This is a genomic window from Segatella copri, from assembly GCF_026015465.1.
Taxonomy (GTDB): domain Bacteria; phylum Bacteroidota; class Bacteroidia; order Bacteroidales; family Bacteroidaceae; genus Prevotella; species Prevotella copri_E.
Map to the genome: position 1 here is coordinate 79,511 of NZ_JAPDUQ010000002.1, position 23,687 is coordinate 103,197.

General features: G+C 43.8%; 23 protein-coding genes and 1 pseudogene. 10 read left to right on the forward strand and 14 right to left on the reverse strand.

What is annotated here, in order from left to right:
• Positions 1-96 precede the first annotated feature (96 nt).
• Together ONT08_RS07165 and ONT08_RS07170 are read left to right on the forward strand one after the other, a co-directional pair.
• A complete protein-coding gene (locus ONT08_RS07165; protein WP_264959607.1) occupies positions 97-2,868 on the forward strand; it encodes a DUF3427 domain-containing protein in 2,772 nt (923 codons plus the stop codon).
• Positions 2,869-2,895: 27 nt separating this feature from the next.
• Positions 2,896-3,288, forward strand: coding sequence for a (deoxy)nucleoside triphosphate pyrophosphohydrolase (locus ONT08_RS07170; protein ID WP_264959608.1), 393 nt, complete (start codon positions 2,896-2,898; stop codon positions 3,286-3,288).
• A 4-nt stretch (positions 3,289-3,292) separates the two neighbouring features.
• Here the strand turns inward: ONT08_RS07170 and ONT08_RS07175 are convergent, their stop codons facing one another.
• From ONT08_RS07175 to ONT08_RS07185, 3 genes are all read right to left on the reverse strand, one after another.
• Positions 3,293-5,032 carry an LlaJI family restriction endonuclease gene (locus ONT08_RS07175; RefSeq protein WP_264959609.1) on the reverse strand — a complete coding sequence of 580 codons (1,740 nt, stop codon included), beginning with the start codon at positions 5,030-5,032 and terminating at the stop codon, positions 3,293-3,295.
• Positions 5,033-5,039: 7 nt separating this feature from the next.
• A complete protein-coding gene (locus ONT08_RS07180) occupies positions 5,040-6,920 on the reverse strand; it encodes an AAA family ATPase (RefSeq protein ID WP_264959610.1) in 1,881 nt (626 codons plus the stop codon).
• Between the two features lie 282 nt (positions 6,921-7,202).
• Positions 7,203-7,505 carry a nucleotidyltransferase family protein gene (locus ONT08_RS07185; protein ID WP_264959611.1) on the reverse strand — a complete coding sequence of 101 codons (303 nt, stop codon included), beginning with the start codon at positions 7,503-7,505 and terminating at the stop codon, positions 7,203-7,205.
• A 393-nt stretch (positions 7,506-7,898) separates the two neighbouring features.
• Between ONT08_RS07185 and ONT08_RS07190 the strand changes: the two genes are divergently transcribed.
• The 3 genes from ONT08_RS07190 to ONT08_RS07200 all read left to right on the forward strand — a co-directional run bounded on the left by ONT08_RS07190 (position 7,899) and on the right by ONT08_RS07200 (position 9,239).
• Positions 7,899-8,171, forward strand: a complete 273-nt coding sequence (locus ONT08_RS07190) for a hypothetical protein (RefSeq protein ID WP_153081231.1) — start codon at positions 7,899-7,901, stop codon at positions 8,169-8,171.
• Positions 8,172-8,252: 81 nt separating this feature from the next.
• Positions 8,253-8,759 (forward strand): very short patch repair endonuclease, encoded by a 507-nt coding sequence (locus ONT08_RS07195; RefSeq protein ID WP_118416781.1) that lies wholly within the window; start codon positions 8,253-8,255, stop codon positions 8,757-8,759.
• Positions 8,760-8,795: 36 nt separating this feature from the next.
• Complete coding sequence (locus ONT08_RS07200) at positions 8,796-9,239, forward strand: hypothetical protein (protein ID WP_264959612.1); 444 nt, start codon at positions 8,796-8,798, stop codon at positions 9,237-9,239.
• 771 nt (positions 9,240-10,010) lie between these two features.
• Here the strand turns inward: ONT08_RS07200 and ONT08_RS07205 are convergent.
• Together ONT08_RS07205 and ONT08_RS07210 are read right to left on the reverse strand one after the other, a co-directional pair.
• Positions 10,011-10,580, reverse strand: coding sequence for a GNAT family N-acetyltransferase (locus ONT08_RS07205; RefSeq protein WP_117692190.1), 570 nt, complete (start codon positions 10,578-10,580; stop codon positions 10,011-10,013).
• On the reverse strand, positions 10,577-10,732 hold the full coding sequence (locus ONT08_RS07210; RefSeq protein WP_254972510.1) for a hypothetical protein: 156 nt from the start codon (positions 10,730-10,732) through the stop codon (positions 10,577-10,579). Before ONT08_RS07210 ends, ONT08_RS07205 begins: the two co-directional genes overlap by 4 nt.
• A 357-nt stretch (positions 10,733-11,089) precedes the next feature.
• On the opposite strand from ONT08_RS07210, the pseudogene ONT08_RS07215 reads away from it, so the two are divergent.
• Both ONT08_RS07215 and ONT08_RS07220 read left to right on the forward strand, forming a co-directional pair.
• A pseudogene (locus ONT08_RS07215) lies at positions 11,090-11,416 on the forward strand (PD-(D/E)XK nuclease family transposase); the annotation flags it as partial.
• Between the two features lie 180 nt (positions 11,417-11,596).
• Positions 11,597-12,106 (forward strand): very short patch repair endonuclease, encoded by a 510-nt coding sequence (locus tag ONT08_RS07220; protein WP_264959613.1) that lies wholly within the window; start codon positions 11,597-11,599, stop codon positions 12,104-12,106.
• A gap of 142 nt (positions 12,107-12,248) precedes the next feature.
• Here the strand turns inward: ONT08_RS07220 and ONT08_RS07225 are convergent, their stop codons facing one another.
• The 6 genes from ONT08_RS07225 to ONT08_RS07250 form a co-directional block, all read right to left on the reverse strand.
• A complete protein-coding gene (locus tag ONT08_RS07225) occupies positions 12,249-12,626 on the reverse strand; it encodes a HepT-like ribonuclease domain-containing protein (protein ID WP_264959614.1) in 378 nt (125 codons plus the stop codon).
• Between the two features lie 260 nt (positions 12,627-12,886).
• Positions 12,887-13,804, reverse strand: a complete 918-nt coding sequence (locus tag ONT08_RS07230; RefSeq protein WP_119250497.1) for an IS982 family transposase — start codon at positions 13,802-13,804, stop codon at positions 12,887-12,889.
• A 78-nt stretch (positions 13,805-13,882) separates the two neighbouring features.
• Positions 13,883-14,062 (reverse strand): nucleotidyltransferase family protein, encoded by a 180-nt coding sequence (locus ONT08_RS07235; RefSeq protein ID WP_264959615.1) that lies wholly within the window; start codon positions 14,060-14,062, stop codon positions 13,883-13,885.
• A 384-nt stretch (positions 14,063-14,446) separates the two neighbouring features.
• Positions 14,447-14,698, reverse strand: a complete 252-nt coding sequence (locus ONT08_RS07240; protein ID WP_117588197.1) for a hypothetical protein — start codon at positions 14,696-14,698, stop codon at positions 14,447-14,449.
• A complete protein-coding gene (locus ONT08_RS07245; RefSeq protein WP_264959616.1) occupies positions 14,679-15,167 on the reverse strand; it encodes a DUF3990 domain-containing protein in 489 nt (162 codons plus the stop codon). Before ONT08_RS07245 ends, ONT08_RS07240 begins: the two co-directional genes overlap by 20 nt.
• Positions 15,164-15,604, reverse strand: coding sequence for a DUF3791 domain-containing protein (locus ONT08_RS07250; RefSeq protein WP_264959617.1), 441 nt, complete (start codon positions 15,602-15,604; stop codon positions 15,164-15,166). Before ONT08_RS07250 ends, ONT08_RS07245 begins: the two co-directional genes overlap by 4 nt.
• A 759-nt stretch (positions 15,605-16,363) precedes the next feature.
• Here ONT08_RS07250 and ONT08_RS07255 point away from each other — a divergent pair.
• Both ONT08_RS07255 and ONT08_RS07260 read left to right on the forward strand, forming a co-directional pair.
• Entirely contained in the window at positions 16,364-16,921 is a 558-nt protein-coding gene (locus ONT08_RS07255) for an HU family DNA-binding protein (RefSeq protein WP_117587840.1), read from the forward strand.
• A 73-nt stretch (positions 16,922-16,994) separates the two neighbouring features.
• Positions 16,995-17,093 (forward strand): smalltalk protein, encoded by a 99-nt coding sequence (locus tag ONT08_RS07260; RefSeq protein WP_153081227.1) that lies wholly within the window; start codon positions 16,995-16,997, stop codon positions 17,091-17,093.
• A gap of 171 nt (positions 17,094-17,264) precedes the next feature.
• On the opposite strand, the gene ONT08_RS07265 is transcribed toward ONT08_RS07260, so the two are convergent.
• Complete coding sequence (locus ONT08_RS07265; RefSeq protein WP_264959618.1) at positions 17,265-18,017, reverse strand: NigD1/NigD2 family lipoprotein; 753 nt, start codon at positions 18,015-18,017, stop codon at positions 17,265-17,267.
• A 103-nt stretch (positions 18,018-18,120) separates the two neighbouring features.
• Complete coding sequence (locus ONT08_RS07270) at positions 18,121-19,890, reverse strand: outer membrane beta-barrel family protein (protein WP_264959619.1); 1,770 nt, start codon at positions 19,888-19,890, stop codon at positions 18,121-18,123.
• 274 nt (positions 19,891-20,164) lie between these two features.
• On the opposite strand from ONT08_RS07270, the gene ONT08_RS07275 reads away from it, so the two are divergent.
• Entirely contained in the window at positions 20,165-22,624 is a 2,460-nt protein-coding gene (locus ONT08_RS07275; RefSeq protein WP_264959620.1) for a C10 family peptidase, read from the forward strand.
• Positions 22,625-22,733: 109 nt separating this feature from the next.
• Here the strand turns inward: ONT08_RS07275 and ONT08_RS07280 are convergent, their stop codons facing one another.
• On the reverse strand, positions 22,734-23,642 hold the full coding sequence (locus tag ONT08_RS07280; protein WP_264959621.1) for an AEC family transporter: 909 nt from the start codon (positions 23,640-23,642) through the stop codon (positions 22,734-22,736).
• Between the last annotated feature and the right edge of the window lie 45 nt (positions 23,643-23,687).

The window sequence follows — 23,687 nt, forward strand, 5'->3', positions numbered from 1 at the left end:
CTATTGTAATAAATAAGCCGAAAAAAATAGGAGAAAAAATGATGTAAATGGATTCTTTTTTGTACTTTTGTACGCAATAAAAGAAATGCAAGACTTATGGAATCTAGATTCTTGACCAATTATACAGAGACAACCTTCCTGTCTACCATTCAGATGAACTTGCGCCGCTGCAAGTCATTTGCTTTTTCAGTCAGCTTTATCAAGAAAGCCGGCCTGGTACTCTTGGCTAAAGACATTAGTGCTGCTATAGAGCGTGGAGCTAAAGGAAGAATCATCACTTCTACCTATCAGAATTTCACGGATGTTGAATCGTTAAACTACTTTTTGAGTTTAACGCAATATCCTAATTTTCAGTGCCATCTGGACGATGAATGTTTCCACGATGAGAAGAACTATTTCACCAATGGTTTCCATTCTAAAGGCTATATTTTCGAACTGGAAAATGGTATAGAAATGGTTGTTGGTTCTTCTAATATCACACGCTATGCTTTGCTGAAAAACATAGAGTGGGATTTGGTGGTGAATTGCGAGCATGATACCGAGGCTTATCTTGATGCAATGAATGAATTTGAAAGCCTATGGAATCAGACGTATGAATTATCGCAGGATAGAATTAAAGAATATTCTACCAAACTCAGTTTTGCTATTGAGCATTGGGATATGGATTATGATATGGCGGATTCTGAAATCAAACCTAATTATATGCAGCGCAAAGCACTTAGGGAATTGAACAGGTATCGTGCCATCGGTCAGGAAAGGGCTTTGGTGATTTCTGCCACAGGTTCAGGAAAGACGTATCTGGCAGCATTCGATGCGCTCAATTTTAACCCCGACAGATTGCTCTACATCGTACATGAAGGCTCTATCTTGAAGAAATCCCTGGAGACATTCCAAAAGGTCTTTGGTGGCTCTAAAACCTGCGGTCTGTATAATGCGGAGGCAAAGGAAACAGGTGAGGATTTCCTGTTCTCTACCAATGTTTCGATGTGCCGTTCGCTCGAACTCTTTGATAAGAAGGAATTCGATTATATCATCATCGATGAGTGTCACCATGCTGTAGCAGACAGTTATCGGAAAATCATCGACTATTTTGAGCCGGAGTTCCTGCTGGGCTTGACAGCTACCGAGAACCGAATGGATAATCAGGATGTAGTAGAGATTTTCGGCAATAATATCCCATACGAGTTGCGGCTTCGTGATGCCATCATCAATGATCTGATTGTGCCTTTCCACTATTATGGTATTCGTGACGAACTGGTTGATTATGGGTTGACAGCATCTGGCGAACGCCGTTTGATTTCGCAAATCTCTACACCTGAAAACTGCGAGTTTATCCACCAACAGATAGAGAAGCATCGAATGGGGAACCAGAAGCTGAAGGCGCTGGCTTTCTGTAGAAACATCCAGCATGCCAGAATGATGGCTGATAACCTGGGTGATTATTACCATACAGCTTCCTTGAGCGGTAAGAACAAGACCGGTGAACGTATTCGTGCTTACAATGATTTACAGGATGAAAACCGGGATTTGGAAATCTTGTTTGCTGTAGATATCCTGAACGAGGGTGTGGATATTCCTGGTGTCAACATGGTGCTCTTTCTGCGCCCAACGGAATCGAGTACCATCTTCTTGCAGCAATTGGGTCGAGGTCTTCGTAAGTATACAAACAAGCCTTATGTTACGATACTCGATTTCATTGGCAACAGCTATAAGCGTAGCGTTCATATAGCCTTGGCGCTAGGCAGTCTTTCCCGCAATTCTATTTTGGAAAAGAAACTCTTGAAGTTCATGGTAAGGAATGATTTCAAGAGCTTGGGTTTGGATAAATATGGCGTTGAGGTACACATCGATGACCTTTCCAAAGAGGAAATCATCGACAAGATTGAGAGCGAGAATTTCAACCGCATCAACTATCTGAAGATGGATTATCAGAACTTCAAGGCATATCTGAAAACTCCGTCTTATCCATCGCACATGGATTATATGAATAGTGATTATGCTCCTAATCTCTTGAAATTCATGAAGATAAAGATTGGCTCCAAGAAAACCAATTCTTATTATGGTTTCTTGAAGGGTATAGAAGAAGAGGGCTTGCCGGTATTCTCAGAAGAGCAGATTGCTTGTATCAATTATCTGTCTGGTCTTTTACCTTTGGTAAGAGAACATGAGTATTTGGTAATCAAGAATTTACTGAACGGAGAGACTACGTTATCGCATATAGAAGCCAATATCCAGGAGGAGATTCCTGGTTTCAAGCATGAGCAACTGGAGCACGCTTTGCGATTCCTGGAAGAGGGATTTGCTGTGAAGATAGAAGCGGATGAAGTGCATTTATGTGGCGAAAGAGAAGAAGAATATGAGGCATATCTGCAAGATTTGCTTAACTATGGTTTGACGCAATATGAGGCAAGATATGCTGACACGAAAGAAGATTTTCTGTTGTGGCAGGATTATCGTCAGGACCAGGTGCTCTTGAAAATCCTGGAGAATCCGAAGCACAATCAGTATGGCACTTATTATAAAAATGGCAATATGTATATCTTTGCGGGTTTAAAGAAGGATGCCTCGCTGGATGAACATTTGAAGTATAATGACAAGTTCTTGTCGCCAGATGTTTTCCAGTGGGAGAGTATTGCTCGTATCTCTGCTAAGGATGAGGCTTTGCAGCGAACTGCCAAGAGGGTATTGGTGTTTGTGAGGAAGGTGAGTGCTGAGAATGGTATCACTCTGCCATATACTTATATCGGAACTGGTCATTTGGAGAATCCGAGAAAGGATGTAACGACGAATGGTTCCATATTGTATGATATCCACATGGACAATCCGTTGTCGCAGGAATTGCAGGAAGATTTCCAGTGGATGGAGTAAATGATATTTTAAATAGGAGAATAGACAATGAAACATTATAATGTGGTAGCAGCTGTGGTTTGCCATGATGGCAAGTATCTCTGCATGCAGAAAGGCAAGACAAAGTTTGAGTATACCAGCTATAAATGGGAGTTTCCTGGTGGCAAGATTGAGCCTGGTGAAACTCCTCAACAGGCGTTGGCTCGTGAGCTGATGGAGGAAATGGAATATCCTGTAGAAGTAGGAGAGGAGTTGGTGACAGTGAATCACGAGTATCCTGATTTCTCGATAACCATGACTGCCTTTCTGTGTACGTCAAAAGGCGATGCTAATGGGTTCAGGAGGCGTGAGCACGCTGATAGCAAGTGGTGCAGCAAAGATGAGCTGAAGGGGCTCAACTGGGCTGCAGCGGATGTTGGGGTAGTGGCAAGTATCTTATAATATATTAGCCTATCCTGTCGTTAACTGATAAGGCAAATCCCTCTATATAGAATTTCTCCTTAACATCGTTTATGATAGCTTCTTTCTGCTCCTCGTTGGAATCTTCTTTCTCGAACGCAAGTATCAGATAATCATTGTCTTTCGTTGGTGAGAATATCTTGCCGATAAGCATCCTGAAATGCCTGTTGACGAATTCTTCTACATGCGTACCTTCTTTCGGTGTAAGGCGATAGAACTCATATCTTTCATCCAGCATTTTCTGGATTTCATCACGGAACATCTTGCGAACCCGGTTTTTCCAGGCGAATTTCTGGTGCTCGTTATGACGGGCATACAGAGATACTACATAGAGGAAGTTGACATCGTAGTGGAAGACGAGAAGGGTGTCACGATCGAACAGGCGGTCGTTGAAATGCTGGGTGTTGAAGCACTTCTTTTCCCTGTCGGTTGACGAAATCTGGTCTGAGAAAGAGAGATTCTCTGCCATCTTTGCGCTGATGAAGAAGTTCGGAATGATGTTGTAGCCTTCCGTCAGGTCATCGCGAAGCTTGGGTACGTTGCCAAAATTACGCTTGTCGTATTGCAGTTCTTCATCGTCCTTATCGTCGTTCATAAAGAGGTTCAGGTTCCACTGGATGATGTTTCTGGCGTACGTAAACTGCTTATACACAGATTCTTTGCCGATGGAATGACCTAGCTTGTAATATTTGCTGTCGCCGATGTAATAAACTGGCTCCTGATTTCTTGTTGTAATCAGGTTCTGGTAGCTGTACAGATGGTCTATGCGCTTGCCGTCAGCCTGTTCTTTCAGTCCGGCTGGAATGTTCTTCTCGCCTAGAAGTTCATCAATAATGGCCTCGAAAACGATATTGAAACTCTTTACCAGAAGATACTCCTTGCGTTCCTGCTGGATGTTCATGCGCTTGGCATTGTCAAAGAAATCGTAGCATAGTTGCCAGAGGTGTAAAGCCTTGTCTGAGAAGTATTTATACTTAATCTGGAGCAGCCTGGTCTTTCCTAATCCATCCAGATAGGTCTTGAAACGATAGCCTGTTATCAGCTGGAAATTGCAGTTGATATGATTGGCGAAGCCGTATCTTTCGCTGATATAATTCAGGATGGAATAGAAGATAATCAGGAGTTCTTCATCAAAATAGATCTGCTTTTTCCTGTTGACAGGATGGGGATAAACAGGGCTGTTTTTGCTGATGATGGCACTCGTGGTGGCTATGGTCTTTGACCAATGAATGCGGTTGTAACCGGAATGGATGTTCTTCAGGATGAAGAAGATGAAATCCTGGTTATGCTTGTTGAAGTCGATGAGAGCCAGCAGAATATCGAGGAATGTGTTGTTGATTTGTCTGTTACTTTTACCGAGGCACGCTATTTTCTGGTGATAAACGATACCGTTTCTGGTGGTATTGTTGTAAACCTCGATGGTGCGGTAAATCCAGACAGAGAACTCATAGATGAAGTCTTTCTCCTGTTGAGAGAGTGGGTTGTTCTGGTTCAGGTTGACGATGGTTTCCGGGGCGTATTTGCCGAATACTCTTTCGCCCTCTGGGGTGTCTTCGAGCAGTACTTTCGGCAAAATAAAGACGCAATCGTTGAGCTGGGTATTGTAGTAATACCCAACGTAGTTGATGCTGACGTTGCCATCAATGTCCTGCATGGCGTCGATGCCGTGCAGGACATCCCTAATCTGTTCAGCCTGATACTGATGTTCTTCTATGAGGATTCTCATAATCTCTTTATTTTGTTATTTCTACAGTCCAGCCTTGATCTTTTGCAAATTGGATAATTGAATCAATGTTTGTTATATTCCACCAATTACTTATATAGAACTCGACTCCATCAGAAGAATAGAATTTTCTATCTTTTTTATAAAAACCATAGGCTCTTTGCTTGTATCTTTCTATAGCGTTTTCTATTATTTCCTGACGAGTGACTATTAATCCTATGAGTTTCAGTTCCTTTCCAAGCATCGAGTCTGGGAAGGTTTCTTTGATTTCAGAATATTTCATCTCGGGATGTTCCTTCAGATATTGTTTAATGATGGAAATACCTAAGTCACCTTTGCCAAGCGGTTCAGAGCCATTGAAACTATATTTTGTTTTATCGTTGCCTTTAGTTTCATTGTTGCTTGGGACAGCATCAATTTTTTCCTCTTCTTCTTCTTCTGAAATGAATTCCTCTACTCCCAAATTCTCCAAGAACTGCTTAACGATAGCTATATCAACGTTAGTTTTGCCGTTCTTATCCTCATAGAATCGGTCGAAAGACAGAATCTTGCCTTCTTCATCCTGGAAGTCCTTATCATCGAATCCATAGTCTTTAAACACATCATTCCAGAGATAGAAGATAACCTTACTAACGAATAAATCGGCATCGATTTCGCCATCCTTTGCCTTGCAGAAGAAATAGCCGAGTTTCTTGTCTTCTGAATTGGTAAGTGAACCAATCAGCTCATTAACCTTGCTGATAAATGACCACCATTTGTACTGCTTATCTCCCGTGTTGATGTACCAGTTGAGAGGAGTGTTGGTTTCTTTGTCACGACCTTCGCGAATAGGCACATACTTCCAATCCCAGCGGCGCTTGAAGGCAGAGTCGATAGGGAAGAGGCTCTGGTCGCTGGTGTTCATTGTAGCCCAAATATAGAGGTTTGAAGGCAGAACAAGGCGCTCTCCCTTCATGATGAGGTTTACCATATTGGCTTCGCCATAGAGCTGGTTGATTTCTTCTTTATTAGTAATCTCCCATCCCGCAAATTCCTTTTCGAGATACTTCTGCATATCTTTATCTGCAACGATAGGATAATCAGAAAAACCATATTCGTTGCGGTCGAGCAATTGGAACAGATCACCAAAGATTTGGGCACAATTGCCTCGGTTTATTTCTTCGATAATAAGATATTGCTTCTTTGATGCCTTATTCTTAGTGAAAATTTCTGGAGTATCGAGAAGTGCTGGGTGGATTCTATTATAGCTTTTGTCGCTATTATCACTCTTTTTTCTGCCAAGTTTCTTCCACGCTTTCACATAGGCTTCGAGAAAAGCCTGAGGAATGAACTTGTAGGCAATTCTTTCTTCCTTTACGACTTCCTTTGTATCGTCATCGATGACCTTTTTCCCATAGCAATCTCGGAGATCAACTTCTTCTGTAATAGGTTTATAAGTACCTACAAAAGAGGCGTAATCAGAGTCTGGATGGAATGTAGTACGAATCACGCTCTCTCCGAAAGTCAAGTCCTTGATGGTCTTTGATTTACCTGTGCCAGGAGCACCATAGTAAATCTGCTGGAGACCTATGGGCTTAGGAGCATCTATCTTTTTTGCCTCGTTCGAGAAAAGTTCCTTAGCGCATAGGAAACGCATGTATGTCTTTAATGCGTTAGAATACTGGTAACTACCAGTCTTCTCATACTGCTTGAATTCTTCATTGTTGTTAAGTGAATCAATGATATCTTGTAGCTCTTTGGTATGTACACAAGAGTAGATATCAAAAGAATCAACTCCCTTGATTTTGGCAATAGTTTCATTGATGCGCTTAAAATCACTATAGTTGTTGACACTTTTGGGTGATGTAGTGCAATTCAGTATAAAACTTTTATATTGTTCTTCTGTTGTCATATTTCTACAGTTTATTTTGCTGCAAAAATAAGAAATATTTCTCTTTTATGCAAGTTTTTGGGCTTTTTCTTTGGGTTTTGAGAATAAAATAATATTTTTGCGGATGAAAAGGTATGATGGGATTGAAGAAATCCCTTTTTAAAAAAGATAGAGTAATATGTCAGACCGTTTGACCATAGAACAGCGCCACAACAATATGGCGGCAATAAGGGGCAGGGATACCAACCCGGAGATTCTTGTTGAGTTCCATAGTCAACATATTTATCTACTGGTGTCCCTAATCTATCGCTCCGCTATCACTTCAATCCCATCTTTCTCAATCTCTTTGAGCAGGAAGGGGTTGAGGTGCTGGTGCTTCCGGATAATATCGACAGGGCAGCCCAGAAGGGCTTTAAGGTATGCTTTCAGACGGACTATCAGGAAAAACTTAGGGGGCATTTCTACATAGATATCTACATCGCTGCCATCGTGGTGCTGGTTTCTTGCTACAGAACCAAAGAGGCGCAGGGAGGTGATGCCGAAGGTGTTTTGCAGTTCTTCGGCATGAGATGTGATGAGGGTTATGTATTCTTCTCTTGTTTTCATTCTTAATATCCTTTTTTAAAAGGCTTTTGCCCTTTACCTTTCCGCTACGCGCCGGTGACCGTTGGTTCAGGGCGCAAGGCGGATTTCGCTTATACCCAGGGTGTTACCCTGGGCTAGGAGCTTCTGGGCCTTCAGCCCGTGCCTGAACCACATGCGGAAGTTCAGTTCCTAACATAATTATATAATTTAAAATGTTTGTAATGCAAACGAGTGCAATGAAAGCTTGCTTTCAAATTGCCGAGTGTAGCTTTTCTTATGCAAATATATGAAATATTTCTCTTTTATGCAAGTTTTTGGGCTTTTTCTTTTGTGTTTTCATGAGAAAAGATTAATTTTGCCAATGAATGGTGTTAATTGATATAAGAATTGTTTCTTTTAATAGAATTAAATAATATGAGTATATTGGACAAAATACCTTCTTTGGCAGAAAATGAACTCTTCCAGAAACTTGCTGCGATAGAGGACATTACTGCACTCTGCAAGGAAGATCAAGAGAAATATGATGATGCAATCAAGGTGATGCGTGACCATATTGCAGCTTATAAAGGAGCTATCATAGAGGCTAAAATTGAAGTAGCTAAGAATATGCTGATGGAAAACGAGCCTATTGATAAAATCGCAAGATATACAGGGCTTGCCAAGGAGGATATTTTAAAACTCAACTAATATTTGAACGATGTTGCTGGTAAGAGTGACCTCGTTTTTATTTCTAAGTTACGTTAAAAGAAGTCTTTGTAAATAAAGAGTATGTCAGACCGTTTAACCATAGAACAGCGCCACAACAATATGGCGGCAATAAGGGGCAGGGATACCAAACCGGAGATTCTTGTCAGGAAATTTCTGTGGAGTAGGGGATTCAGGTATCGGCTCAATCATCCGCGGTTGCCGGGCAAGCCGGACATCGTGTTGAGGAAATATCGTACCTGTATTCTGGTGAACGGATGCTTCTGGCACGGACATGAGGGGTGCAAGTATTATGTGGTGCCGAAATCGAACACCGGGTTCTGGATGGAGAAGATCAGGAGGAACCGGGAGAGGGACCATGAGGTGCTGCACCGGCTGGCTGAAATGGGATGGCATACCATCGTGATATGGGAATGTGAACTGAAGCCGGCGGTAAGGGAGAAGACGCTGGAGTCGCTCGCCTTTACGCTGAACCATATCTATCTGGAAGATCATCATATCAGAAGATATGAATTGCCGGAAGAAGTGCCGGAAATGGTGGCGGAGCCGGAACCAAGGCGTCGTGATTAGTAACTACTATTATTGGGAATAAGCTTTATGAAAGATATGGATAAATTTTGGAAGAGCGTTGGTTCACTTTTCGATTCTAAAGATAATCGAAAAGTGATTTGGATAGGTTATGCAGTTGGTCTTGTATTGGTTACTGCTTCCATATTTACGCTATGCCTTAGGTTATTGAGGCATGAAGAATTTACTTTTGGGAGAATGTCTTCATTAATTTTAGTGTTAATGGTAGGTCTTTCTTTGGTTTGTTTTCTTTTTTATAGGAAGAAAATATCGATTAAAATTAAGTTTTACCTGTTGTGTCTGATTTTTGTGTGTGGTGGCATCAATATGTTTCTTCATTCAAAAGTATCAAGAAAAATTCCATCTGAAACATATTGTCAGGTAGTGGGAATAGTGGGCTGTCTCTTCTTTGGGGGAGGCGGTTTGTGGGTATTGTACAATGACTACAAGTGGCATAGGAGGCGTAGAGACGAGGAGGAATAAAGTGTACCGATGCGCAGACCTTGCGGAACCTGTCGAGTTTCTTACCGCTCATTTCTGTTTGCTATCACTTCAATCCCGTCTTTCTCAATTTCCTTGAGTAGGAAGGGATTGAGGTGTTGGTGCTTCCGGATAATACCGACAGGGCTGTCTAAAAGTTCTTCCAAGTATGCCTTCAGACGGACTACTAGAAAAAACTTAGGGGGCATTTCTACATAGATATCTACATCGCTGCCATCGTGGTGCTGGTTTCTTGCCTTCTCTTGTTTTCATTCTTAATATCCTTTTTTAAAAGGCTTTTGCCCTTACAGGGCGCAAGGCGGATTGCGCTTATACCCAGGGTGATGCCCTGGGCAAGGAGCTTCTGGGCCTTCAGCCCGTACCTGAACCACATGCGGAACGAGAGTTAGGAACCAATAATTTGAAATCGTCAACAGGCTGTTGACGATTTTGCTTGTTGGCTGCAATTTGTTGAATATCAATGGTTATTGTGCTATCAGTGAATTTGCCCGCAAGTTGCGGACGAATTGCAGACAATCGGAAAAAGTGACTACAGTACCGCTGCACAGACCTTGCGGAACCAGTCGAGTTTCTTGCCGCTCATTTCTGCTATGGATAAGTTCTCTTTGTTCACATCTTCTGGCTCAAATTCATAATAAGAATCTTCGGTAGGGAGATAATCCTCTGGAAGATCTTCTATGGAGTGGGCCTGGAAATTGTGGTGATTTTCAATTCCCTTCGTCCGGTGCCCGTTGGTTCAGGGCGTGTAGGGGGTTATTCCTCCGGCCAAATTGTTTTGTACATTGGCCAAACATCCATTTGGGGAACTGGAGTCAATTTTGCAAATTGATTTTTTTCATAGAAACCTACTGCGCTATAATCAGAGGTATGCCAAGCTCTTACAGTCAAGAAGACGCAACCGGCATATCTTTGGTTTCTAGCCATCGAAGCTATTTCTTCAATTAAGGCTGAACCTAGGTGTAAACTTTGAAATTTTTGTTCAATAGCTAAGTAGGCAATTTCTAAAGCGGGATAAGTATATTTTTGTTCGAATTGTTCTCGGAATGTTTCTTTTACTGCTGGCAAATCGGTTCCTGCTGCCCCCATACGCATATCATCAAAATCATCTGAATCAATGTCAACAGAGTCAAATGCTAAGGCGAAAATTGCAACAATCGTGTTGTTTGCTTTTAAGCGGACACAAAATGTCTTACAATAATGACTCTCTTCACAATCTTGTAAGTGATTATGAAGAAAGTCATCCATTTTGTCTTTTCCTGTATAGAAATTTATCAACTCATCAAAGTCTGATAAAAGTTCTATTTTATATTCTTCTAAATTCATTCTAAATTCCACTCAAATTTATATGGATAATTTGATGTCTTTGTGGTATCGTCTTTCTTTGCTTTTGCACCGATGGATGCAAGAGCGGCTTTACGAACGGCTTGTGCGTATTTGCCTTTAGCTAAAACTTTTGGTGCATTTATTCCTAACATAATTATATAATTTAAAATGTTTGTGATGCAAACGTGCGCAATGAAAGCTTGCTTTCAAATTGCCGAGTGCAGCTTTTCTTCTGCAAAAATAAGCAATATTCCTGTAACTTCCAAATATTTAGCTGGTTATTTTATTCTTTTTAGTATTAAAACGAGTATTTGACGGGTTATGGTGATGATTTGTCAGTTCAAAATTCATCAAGCAAGAATGAAAATTCTTAAATTCTTGATTCTTAAAATTATACCAAGTGCTTGATTCGTTTTTCGTCAAGAATTAGAGAATTTTTCTTAGTTAATTTCTTGGAAGTTACGAAAGAAAAGCGTATCTTTGCAACGTGAGTACATAAGGAAGAGTGTACTACGTTTTTAGATTGTTGGATTTATAATTTGAAGCATATGGAGACTTTAGAAAAAATGCCTTTTGAGGCTCAGCATAAGATATTCAAGAGACTGGCAGAAATCGCCGACTCCAAGACTCTGACCAAAGAGGAACAGGAGAAATACGACAATAGCATGATGGTCATGTGGGACAATTATGCGGTATTTAAGCATGCTGTGGAAAAAGAAGCCAAAAAGAAAAGCAAAGAGATTGCTTTGAAGTTGTTAGCGCGCAATACTCCATTAGATGATATTGCCGATCTCACCGACTTATCTATCGAAGAGATTAAGAAATTGGAACAATAAAATTAACAAAGTTGAGTTAGGAACCAATAATTTGAAATCGTCAGCAACCTGCTGACGATTTTTGGTTTTACAATGAATCCGAGAAAAGTTCCGCAAACTGCGGAATTTTTTCATATAGAGGAGCATATAGCTTGCAAAACTTATTAGATAAGAAGAAAGAAGTCTTTGTAAATAAAGAGTATGTCGGACCGTTTGACCATAGAACAGCGCCATAACAATATGGCGGCAATAAGGGGCAGGGATACCAAACCGGAGATTCTTGTCAGGAAATTTCTGTGGAGTAGGGGATTCAGGTATCGGCTCAATCATCCGCGGTTGCCGGGCAAGCCGGACATCGTGCTGAGGAAATATCGCACCTGTATTCTGGTGAACGGGTGCTTCTGGCACGGACATGAGGGGTGTAAATATTATGTGGTGCCGAAATCGAACACCGGGTTCTGGATGGAGAAGATCAGGAGGAATCGGGAGAGGGACCATGAGGTGCTGCACCGGCTGGCTGAAATGGGATGGCATACCATCGTGATATGGGAATGTGAACTGAAGCCGGCGGTAAGGGAGAAGACGCTGGAGTCGCTCGCCTTTACGCTGAACCATATCTATCTGGAAGATATCCAGGTGAAGAGGTATGTGCTGCCGGAAGAAGTGCCGGAAATGGTGGCGGAGCCGGAGGCGGAAAGACGAGAGGAATAGGCAGGGATTTCACGGAATTTTTTAAGGCTTTTAGCCTTACAGGGCGCAAGGCGGATTGCGCTTATACCCAGGGTGTTACCCTGGGCTAGGGGCTTCTGCCCCTTCAGGGTGTGTGGGGGAAGTGACTAGAGCAGCACAGATCTCAGAATTTTGATATAAAATAATTTATAGCTGCTAGTAAGTCATCGAGATTATTCTTGATGACGTCGAACACGATGTCTCCATCAATATCAAAATAGCCATGTGCTATATGGTTGCGAATGCCAATAACATCTTGCCATGGTATTTCTGGGCGCTCATTTAGTAGGCGAGATTGAGTTAATCTGTCAATTTGTTTAACTCCCTCTCCAATTGCTTCGATAAGTATACAGCTAGCTGCAAGATTCTTCATTCCTTCTGGTGTACAATAGTAATCGTCAACAGTCTGTACATCTTTGTTCCAATCTTGCAATTGTTTAATGGCTTCCTTAATTTGTATTAAGGTTCCAATAATTCTATTTGATGATGTATATTCCGTCATGTTCTATTTCTTTAAGGAGGAATGGATTGATATGCTTGTGCAATCTTACAATGTCAACAGAACATTCCAGCAGGTTTTCTAGAAAACGTTTCAGTCTTACTACAAGGAACATTTTCGGTTCCATATCTACCTCAGTTCGGGATAACGAACTCTATCTAAAGGCTTTATAATGTTTTTATATAAGGGATACAGAGGCTTGGCAACCATCTATATATCTTGGATGGTTGCTGAGACAAAATCCTCCTGTAAAATATGCAATGTTAGAAAAGACTAAGCTGTTTCGTATCTTCGATAACGTATCCAGTAAGTGCCTTGGGCTTGTTGTCAAAGAAACAGTATGCCCCTAATGCAGAAATAATATTTATGATGAAATTCGCAACAGACCTGTGACGTGAATGTACTATCTGAGCCGTATTTTTCAACAGGTCATTAATCGTTTCAATGATGTATCTTTTGCGTAGCATCATCTTGTCATAGAACGGCATTAGTTTGTTCTTCATGTTCACTCTCAGTCCTGTTACCAACTGGATGCCTTCCTCAAAAAGCGAATCGAAGAGTTTTTGCGAGATATAGCCTTTGTCAGCAAACAGCTTGCCATACAGACGTTTAGCCAACACATCGAATACCGCTGGATCTTTGTCGCTGACGTTTGCACCAGTGAGAACAAAAGCAATTATCTCACCTCTATCATTACAAGCCAGATGTAGCTTGAACCCATGACACCATCCCATTGTTCCCTTTCCGTCTGTGGCAATGCCTTTGAACACTTTGTTGGCATAACGCCTGAGATTGTGGCATATTGGTATCATGGTTGAATCAACAAAGGTTATACCTGTACATCTGCCAAAAGCACGGAGATTCAGGAAGAACATGAGAGGGAAGAATACGCGACTTTCAAGTTCTACAAAACGGTTATAAGACACCGCATTTGGAAAATATGACTTCAAAGTTCCTCTAATAAAGAATAGGTAATAATGCTTGAAGTTTCGGAACGAGCCGAAATGGAAATACAGCAAAATCGTCATGATTTCACTATCAGATAAAGAGGCTTTACGTCGTCTGCGCTTTACTCCATCTTCACCCAAAAGCAATTTTCCTGCATTTTCAGCATCAAAAACTTTGTAAAATTCATCAATAATACAAAATAATTCTGTAACTTTGTCCTTGGTAATCTCCATAATGATATCTTTTTATGTTTGTAACTAATTGGATTTCAACTACAAAGATACAAAAAATATCGGAGATTACCAACTTTTTTAGGCACTATTTCTTATCCCGAACTGAGGTATATCTACGCATATATCAACGTCACTACCTTCTTTCTGTTCGTTTCTAGACACAGAACCGAAAAGGCGTAATGATTTAATGCCAAAGTTCTTTTTTAGCTCTTCGGCATGAGAAGTGATGAGTGATATATAATATTCCCTTGACTTCATAATTATCGTTTTTGTTTCTACCGCAAAGATAGTGCAAATCGAGTGCAGAACATCAAGCTTGCTTGAATGTTTTGCCGAGATGCAGCCTATCTTCTGCAAAGATAAAATAAAAACCTGAAACTACCAAGTAAAAACCTTCTTTTTATGAATTATTACACGATTTACAAGGTTTTTGATAGAATGATTCTAGGAAAGTGGGAAAATCTTCGCTTTTAAATGAAATCGTTGGTTGAATTCACTTTCTATCTGCATTCCTGCTACGAAGCTTTTGCCCTTACAGGGCGCAAGGCGTATTGCGCTTATACTCAGGGTGTTACCCTGGGCTAGGTGCTTCTGCCCCTTCAGGGCGTGTGGGGCAAGGTATCTCAGATATAAAACTGCGGCTTAGTACCCTCTCTGCTTCTCGTAAATGAAATCATCGGCGATGTAGCCATTGCTCATGAGATACAGGCCGGTGCGCTTATCGTGGAGTTGGGCACAGGTCTTGCTGCGATAGAAAAGATCAAGAGCCAGAGCTGGAGATATTTCCAGGCGCTGTGACAATTCGTATGCTACGCCACCTATCTGATAGCTGAGAATCATTTCTTGAATCTCAGGTGTCTTTGTGTTGATCTGTTTATATTTTTTCTGTTCCATTATATACTAAGTATTTGTTGATGAGAGTTTGATTGAGTAAGCAAATCTGATTGTTGGGCTTATGAAATATTAACTGCTGTAGGGCTGATTCTGCATCGTAAAAACCTGTCATGTATAGGTTTACGGTATCGATTACTCGGTCGTTAGCAATACCTCCTTCTACATAATCGTAATCTCTGGCAAGGTTTTCGCCCCGTCTGTTGCCCACGATGAAGTCTAGCCAGTCTTTATCGTATGCGGTAAATATCTTGCAGCGAGCTTCTGCGAGAATAGCATCCCTATCTAGAGTGTAGATATTGAGTAGGGGTTGTGCTGTTCTTTTTTCGGCTATGGTTTTAGCCCATTTGATTGCCTGATTCTTTAAATCGGTTACATAGAAGCCTTGACCAAAGTCTAACCTTGGTCTTCCAACATGATTAAGTGGAGCTTCTATAATTTCTGTAGCTCCATGATAAACAGTTATTTTCATCTGTCTTTCTTCTCCCAATTAGTTAGACACTCAATGACATCTTCTATAAGATACTCTCGACTTTCGGTGTGGAGCGTATCGTAGTGGGGCAGAATGAACTTGTTGATTAAATCAACCTTTCTCATTCTTTCGTATATTTCAATATATGGTACCCCGAGCTTTCTTGCAGCTCCCTCAACGCATGAAGCAGCGAATGCGAGTTTGATTTCTTCTAGGGGTAATTGTATTCTGTTGTTTTCTTGTTCCATATCTTTTCTTTTTCTTCTTCTTTTCTTCTGCAAAGAAAATGCAAACGAGCGCAATGAAAGCTTGCTTTCAAATTGCCGAGTGCAGCTTTTCTTCTGCAAAGAAAATGCAAACGAGCGCAATAAAAGCTTGCTTTCAAATTGCCGAGTGCAGCTTTTCTTCTGCAAATATATGAAATATTTCTCTTTCATGCAAGTTTTTGGGGGATTTATTGTCTATTCTCCGAAAATTTGCGGAGAATAAGCCAGATAATCTCCGCAAACTGATGGGGCGGGGGGATGGAGATGGGTAGGTGATTTCTTTACAAAGATGGATGAAGGAGGAGAGAAGGGAGAAGGATTGAGGGAGCGTTACAGTTGTGACAGTTGTGACAGTTGTGACAGTTTTCAGGGGAGGGGGTATATGAATTCGGGCTGCTTTCAAATTGTTATTATTATATTTAACTTATTATATATATAATTATATATATAATAAGTTACCTCTAAAGAGAGGGAGGTGGGGGTAGGCGCTGAAAACTGTCACAACTGTCACAACTGTCACGCTTTGGAGGTTGAGGAAGGTGGAAGCATTAATGGATGATTTCTTGCTTCCTGCTGTTTTCGGAGTAAGAAAGCATAGAGAAACTTTTTACATTACATAGTTTTCTCGCACGATAAATTATGAGTTGGCAAGATTAACCGGATGTGCCCGAAGTGTTAAATCCGTTTAACATAACTCTGCAGGGTGAAATTTGGTAGTATCAGAAAATTGCCGTACCTTTGCACTGTCGTTCGAAGAAAGGCTGCACTCGACAAAGCTTAAGCAAGCTTAGCTCTGTTCTCGTTTGCACTTTCTTTGCACTGTCGTTCGAAGAAAGGCTGCACTCGACAAAGCGCACCCCACCAAGTTAACATTCAACACTTAACATTCAACATTAAACATTAATATTAACCCTTTAATAATTTAAGATCATGGAACAGAAAGGAACATTGAAGTATCGTAAGTTGCAGCGTACACCACAGAGCGGCGAGAACGCTGGTAAGAAAAAGTGGTATGCCACTGCGGTAACCGACCGCGAGGTGGATTTCGAGGGATTCGTATCCCACATCTCCGACCATGGTTCGCCTTACTCCCGAGGTACTATCCATGGTGTGCTGATGGATGCACTCGACCATCTGCAGGAGTTGATTCTTGACGGTAAGAGTGTGCGTCTCTCTGACCTCGGCCTGTTCTCCATCGGTATGACTTCGAAGGCGGAGGATACCAAGGAGAAGGTAACGGCTGCCAGCGTAGAGGGTGTACACCTGATTGTGAGAAACACAAAAAGCTGGAGCAACTCGGAACTGCGCAAGAAGTGCAAGATTCAGGAGTACGGCGGCTATACCGGCACCGACGAGGGTGGCACCTCTGGTGGTACCTCAGGCGGCACTGAACAGGGCGGCGGCACCAGCCAGGGCGGCTCCGGAACTACCGGCGGCGGTACGCAGCCAGGCGGCGGCTCTCAGGAAGGCGGCGACGGGCTTGAATAAAGCCCTCGCCTGAGGCCAACCAAGTCAACATTCAACATTAAACATCAACATTCAACATTCAACATTAAACATTATGAAAGCAAGTACATGGAAAACAATTTTGCAGATTGCAATCTCCTTTCTCACAGCTATCGCTACCACACTCGGTGTAACTAGCTGCAGCAGCCTTTAAAAGGTAAAAAGGTAAAAAAGTAAAAAGGTAAAAAGAACCTTAGCCCCTTTGCGCCCCCGTCCCCAGCGATTCCATCGCTGGTCCCCCAAAAAGCCTTTACCATAAAGGAAACCCAAAAAAGCCCCGATGCATCATGCATCGGGGCTTTTGCTTTATCTGCTTTTTCTTCGTTTATCGGATATCTCTTCCTTCCTGGCTGTATCCTTCGAGCATCTTCGGGCTGCTGATAGGCTTGCGCGAACAGTAGTCGAAATCTACCTTCTTGTAGCCCTGGCTGGAACGCCAGCGGATGGTAAGCTTCACCGTCTTGCCTTCTGTATCAGGCACAGCATCGTTCAGATTGAACGCTACGAGGGCATCGCGCCAGTAGTTCTGAGGGTCGCCATTGGCATTGTGGCGCAGCTCTACCTCGTAAGGATTCTCAGGATTCACACTCGTAACGAGGTTGATGTAATGCACATTCTGACCGCCCCAGAGAGCACGGAAACGGAGGGTGAGATAGCCATCCTCGGCTACCGTTACCCAGTCGCGAACGATGTCGACCATGTCGTCGCCATACTTCTCGCGGTTCTCGGTATCAGAACCGAGCGAAGGAACTGGCTTCTTGGTCAGGATGCTGTCTATCCAGTTGACGTGAATCACCTGGTTATACTTCTCGCTCTTCTCCGAGGTCTGGGAATAGTTGACCAGGGCGCGAACCTCCTTACCGTCAAAGATGGTAGGTTTCAGGTTCTTGGCGAGCAGCGTGGTGTTGTCGTCGAGCTGCAGATAGCAGGCATCGCCACTCTTCTTCACGGTTACCAGTGCGTTAGGGAAAACGCGGTCCCAGTCGGTATCGTTATCGTTATCGCACGACTGGAATGTGAGGGCCGACAGGAGCATCATCGCTGCCAGCCCGATCTTCTTGAAATCAATTTTTCTCATATATAATGTTCCTTTCTTTTTATTGTTTCACTTTCTGATAATAAAATAAGAAAGGAACAGAAATCTTGCTTCTGATTTAGAAAAAGATTGTTAAAAATTCAAGTTAAAAATAATACGTGCAGCCGATGGTGGCTGCGCGGTTGCCGAAGTGCTGGCTCGCCATATCGTGGAAGCGGCCCTCGAGCGTCCAGTGCTTGCCCAGATTCTTGTATACTCCTACCTCGGCATAGAGATTAGCCGGGGTGTAGGCTTCGCTGCGGCGGCGGGTACACCAGATGAGGTTGCCCGTAAAGCGCCAGCCATCGGCCATTGTGAGCTGCGGTGCCAACTTGAATACGGCAAAATGATTATACTCTGCATTGCGCTGCTGAGCCTCCTCTGAAGGGGTTTCGCTGCGCTGCCAGAAGTAGTTGACTCCGGCTGTGAGGCGAAGGATGCCCTTGTGCCAGAAGGCGGTGGTGCCGATGCCGAGCGTATTGTCGTGGATGGTGCTGAGCTGGTGCTGGTGGATGTTCTTTACCGAGGTGCTGAGCACGAAGGCAGGGCGGCTGTAGGTATGCTTGAGCTCTACCACATTCGCCATGCTGTTGCCGATATCGGCGGTATAAACCGGCTGCCAGGCGCCCTCCATATCGCCCGCGGTTACGAAATCGCCAAACTCGGGATTGAAGATGCGGCGACAGTAGGTGGCCTGCAGGGTATGACCCGGCGTGAATCTGTAATAGGCACTCGCCGAGTAGATATGGTTGCGCGTGGTATGCTTCCAGTGCTCTTCCGGCGCAATCTGCTTAGGTCGGAAGTTGATGATGCGGAAGCGGTCGCCTGCCATGAATCCCCACTTGCCGATGTTGTAATCTATCTGGGCGTAGAAATCCTGGTAGTTGGAATGGTTGATGTAATTGGCGACGCAGTTCTTCTCGATGGAGAGACCGCCCTCGAAACCTGCCGTAATCCAGAGATCAGGGGTGATGACCGGAGTGGCGTATTCTACCACCATGAAGGGGTAGGTAGAGTGGTTCTGGTAGGGCGCAGTCTGGGTTTCTTCCAGCGTGCGTCCGTTGTCGCTGATATGCTCGGCACCGAGGGTAAAGAGGATGCTGGAGCCGTTGTCGGCGAGCGTGCGGGTATAGTCGGCCTGCAGATGGTAGGCGCGCACGTAATCGGCTGGGGTGTGGGTGAAATGGTTGCGGGTATAGGTCTGCATCGCATCTATTTCGAGCACATCCTTCGCGGTAGGCGTCCAGAGCAGATTGAGTTTGGCGCCCTCGTGGGAGTAGTGGTTCACGGTGGTTCCTGAGATGCCCTGGTAGGCGTCCTTATCGCTGCTGGAGGTGCGCTGGAAGTTGCCTTCTACATGACTGAGCACACGGAGTTTATCTTGCTGGCTGATGACGCTGACGATGCCTTTTGCGCCGCCGTAGGTATCACCGAAGAGTCCCCATCTGCCGGTGGTTCCGTTCTCCTTCTTGCGCAGTGTGATGTCGATGACTTTCTTCAGACTGCTGCATCCCTTCATCACTTCGGCGTTCTGGCACACCTTGATGGTTTCAATCTCCCGAGCCTTGAAATGGTGGAGGAAGGTGGCGTAATCGAGTCCGTATTCCTGGTTGTCGATGCGGATGACGAACTTGCCGTAGAGGTTGGCGAATGGATCTCCGCCGATGATGTTGTTGCCGTCGAGTGAGATGACTTCGGGGCACATCATGAGTACATCGAGGAGTGATTCTTCGCCTGTGAGTTCCATTTCTGGAATATGCATGATGTATCTGTCGCCGATATGTTCTATCGGAGCGGCCTGTGTCTGGTAAGTAGTGCTGGCCATCGCGAGTGCGATGATGAGCAGGTTTTTCTTCGTACTGTTGTTTATCTTCATTTTCTTCTAATTTATTTTATTGGTAAAAAGGATTTCTTCGTGCCAAATTTATTTGCAAAGATAAGGCAAAAATCGGGGAATAACGAAAAAATGGAGATTTTTTTATCGTTCAATGCGTAAAAAAGGTGTCATTGCGTAAAAAAGTGGAGAACGGGGCAAAAAAAGAGGGCGTAAAACTTGCGTGGCATTATTTTTTTTCCTATCTTTGCAAAAGAACAAAGAATTTTCTAAGAACTATACATATTATATAATAACCCTTTAAAGATAAGAACTTATGAAGCGACTATTACACATTCAATTTCTATTGGTATTGTTGCTGGCGCTGGGATACTCTCCTCTGCAAGCCAAGCGAATCACACAGTGGCAGGCTCAGCAACAGGCCTACAGTTTCTGGGGAAAGCAGATGCCGCAGAAGGCGAAGGCGAAGAGCCGCACGGCTATTACGGCATCACCATCGGATGCTTACTATGTATTTAACAACGATGCAGGCGGATTCGTCATTATCGCAGGTGATGATGCCGTAACGCCAGTCTTGGGCTATACCTCAACGGGATCATTTGATGCAGAAAATCTGCCTGACGGACTGAAGGATCTGCTGAAGAGCTATGAGCGGCAGATTGCGGCGCTGGGCGACAATTATGTAGCGAACCAGACTGCCACAAGAGCCGCTTTTACAGGCGAAAAACTGCTCAAAACCGCAGAATGGAACCAGATGGCTCCATTCAACAAGTATACGCCAAACAACTATGTAACAGGCTGTGTAGCAACGGCTGGAGCCATCGTAATGAAGCACCACGGCTATCCTGCCAAGGGCGCCGGAAACCATTCTTATACCTGGAACGGCAAGACCCTCTCAGCCAATTTCGAGCATACCTACGACTGGGCAAGCATGCCTGCTAAATATGACGGCACCAACGATGCCGCTTTCGACGGCGTGGCAAGACTGATGGCAGACCTCGGTGTGGCAGTGGAGATGCAGTATAATAAGGACGGAAGCGGTGCGTATATCGGCAACCTGGTAACCGCCCTGCAGAAGTACTACGGCTACAGCAAACTTTCGCATCTGATGGCAATAGAAGATGTGGGTGCTGAGGCGTGGAACGGCAGACTGCGCGAGGAGATTGATGCCAACCGCCCTGTGCTCTATGCTGCTTCTGACCCAGCTGGTGGCGGTCATGCCTTCGTAATTGATGGATACAAGGACGAAAGTTTCAGCGTAAACTGGGGCTGGGGTGGCTATTGTGATGGCTTCTACCAGATTGGAGCCCTGAATCCGGAAAGCGCAGGAAAGCCAACGGGCGATAAGTATAATGTAGGTCAATCGGCAGTATTCGGCATGGAACCTTCTGATGGCACGGAGAAAGTATCTGGCATGGGATTCATGACAAATGTAGGTCGGTTTCATATACTGAATATGAATATCACCGATGTGAAGAAGGGGCAGAAGGTTGGCATCTTCTGTGCGCCAATCGGTAATACGGGAGACCAGCCGTTTACCGGAGAAGTAGACGTAGCGCTGATGAATGCGAAGGGCGAGATGCGGAAAATCGTAACATCCAGCCCTCTGACTGTTGATGATTTAGCCCCTGGTTATTATTATTCGTCTCCGTCTTTCAATTTTGTGAGTACAGTGGATGCAGAACCGGGTGATTATCTGGCTATTGTGGCAAAGGAAAAAGGCTCTTCGGAATATATAGAGTTGTATGATTCGAACTTCGAGAGATTGCGTCTGCCGGCAACCGGATATAAGCCTCTTACGTTTGAGGTAAGTACGAAAATGGGCGACGGGGCTACATTCCAGCTAGCAGGCACGGGATATAATTCTTCCTACAATTTCTATAATGGCAAGCCGGTTATCGGTGCCTGGTACTATTATTATCTGACGGTAGATGAGGGCATCTCACAGTATTTCGTAGAATTGAACGGAAAGCTGATGGATGATGTTAAACTGGGTACTACAGTCTATCCGAATTCTTTCAGAGGAATAGAACCGGTTTATGACCTCGTGGTGAACACTTATCGCGACTATCAGGAGAAGGAGTTGGTAATCAACCTGGAGAAGGCCGGACAGCTGAAGGAAAAACTTGCCAAGGAAAACCCTGACTATTTTGTATACAGAAATATCAAGGTGAACGGCGAGATAGACAAGCGCGACTTTGATGAGCTGGCGAGCCATTATTTCAAGAGCATCGACCTGAGCGGTGCCAAGGTGGTGGCTTATGAAGGCTACAAGGCTGATATGGTTCCTGGTTATGCATTTTATGGCAACACTTATCTGGAGCAATTCCAGATGCCTTCCGGCGTCAGGGAGTTGGGTTTCAACGCCTTCAGGTCTACCAAGCTGAAGGAGATTGATTTGCCTGAGACGATAACGGAATTCGGCCTCAACACATTCAATGCCTGCTTCGAATTGAAGGATGTATATATGCGCCATAAAGAGGCTCCTTACTGGATAAGCTGGTGTGTATTTGCTAGCAAGAGCAGTCAGTTGTATCGCACGCTGCATCTCTATCCGGGCAGCAAAGCGAAGTATGAAGCTCATTCGAATACCAAGAACTGGATAGTCTACTTTGATAATGTGGTAGAGGATCTGGAGCCTACCGGCATCCATTCTGTAACATTGGATAAGAAGCCAGGCAATGCTGCCATTTACGACCTGAACGGCCGCCGCATTACTGAGGCGATGAAGAAGGGTATCTATATCCAGAATGGAAAGAAGATGATTAGAAAATAATCATTTGCTGGCGAAAGTTCAGTTAAATAATAGAAAAATCCCCCTGGTGCCGCAAAGCATCAGGGGGACTTTCTTTTATCTAACTTTATGATTATCAGCATGAAAAAGATTAAGAAAACAGCAGCGTAATCAGCGGGATGGTGATGATGCTGCCAACCGTGGTGATGAACGTCATCTCGGTGATGAGCGAAGGATTGCGGCCGTATTTCAGACAGAACATCGTGCCGAAACTGGCTACGGGCATCGCAATGACAACCGTATTGATGTCGTTGACCTGATCGCTTACACCACATACCTTGAACAGGAAATAAATGCTCAGAGGTACTACCACAAGACGCAAGAACGAGGAGAGGTATACCTTAGGACTGCCGATAATCTCCTTCACCGGCAATTTAGCCATCGAGGAACCGATAATCATCAGGGCTGCCGGAACCGTTATGTTGCCCACCATCGTTACCGGACGCGCAATGATTTCTGGCGTATGAACCCCAAAAGCTACCAGGAGGGCGGCAATGAAGGCACCCAGAAGAGCCGGAGAAAACAGCACCTTAGGATTGAACTGCTTGACGCTGTACTCGCCCTTGATGAGCATGACACCTGCCGTAAAAATAAAAAAGGTGTTCGGCATGTTGAGCAGCGCGGCATAAAAAATGGCCTTCGGACCGAATATGCTTGAAACGATAGGGTAGCCGATGAAACCTACGTTGGCAAACATCAGCGCAAAACCTATCATGCCCTGGTCATCATGATTGCGAGTGATGAGACGTGGCACCCAGAAACCGAATACCAGCAAAAGGATGTAGGTAAGAAAACCTACGCCCAGGAGGGGAAGGATGAGCGTGCGGTCGGGCAGCTCATCGCCCATTACTGACGAGAGCACCAGCAGAGGACAGGTGATATCTACCACCATGCTGGATAGCTTCTTGTCAAACTTGTCGCCCATATATCCCAACTTGCAGGCGACGTAACCTAAAATCACGATGATGAAAAGTATCACCATCACTTCCAAATTCTCCATTTATCCTGAAAATCTATACCTTATATATATATGTATGCCGGAATC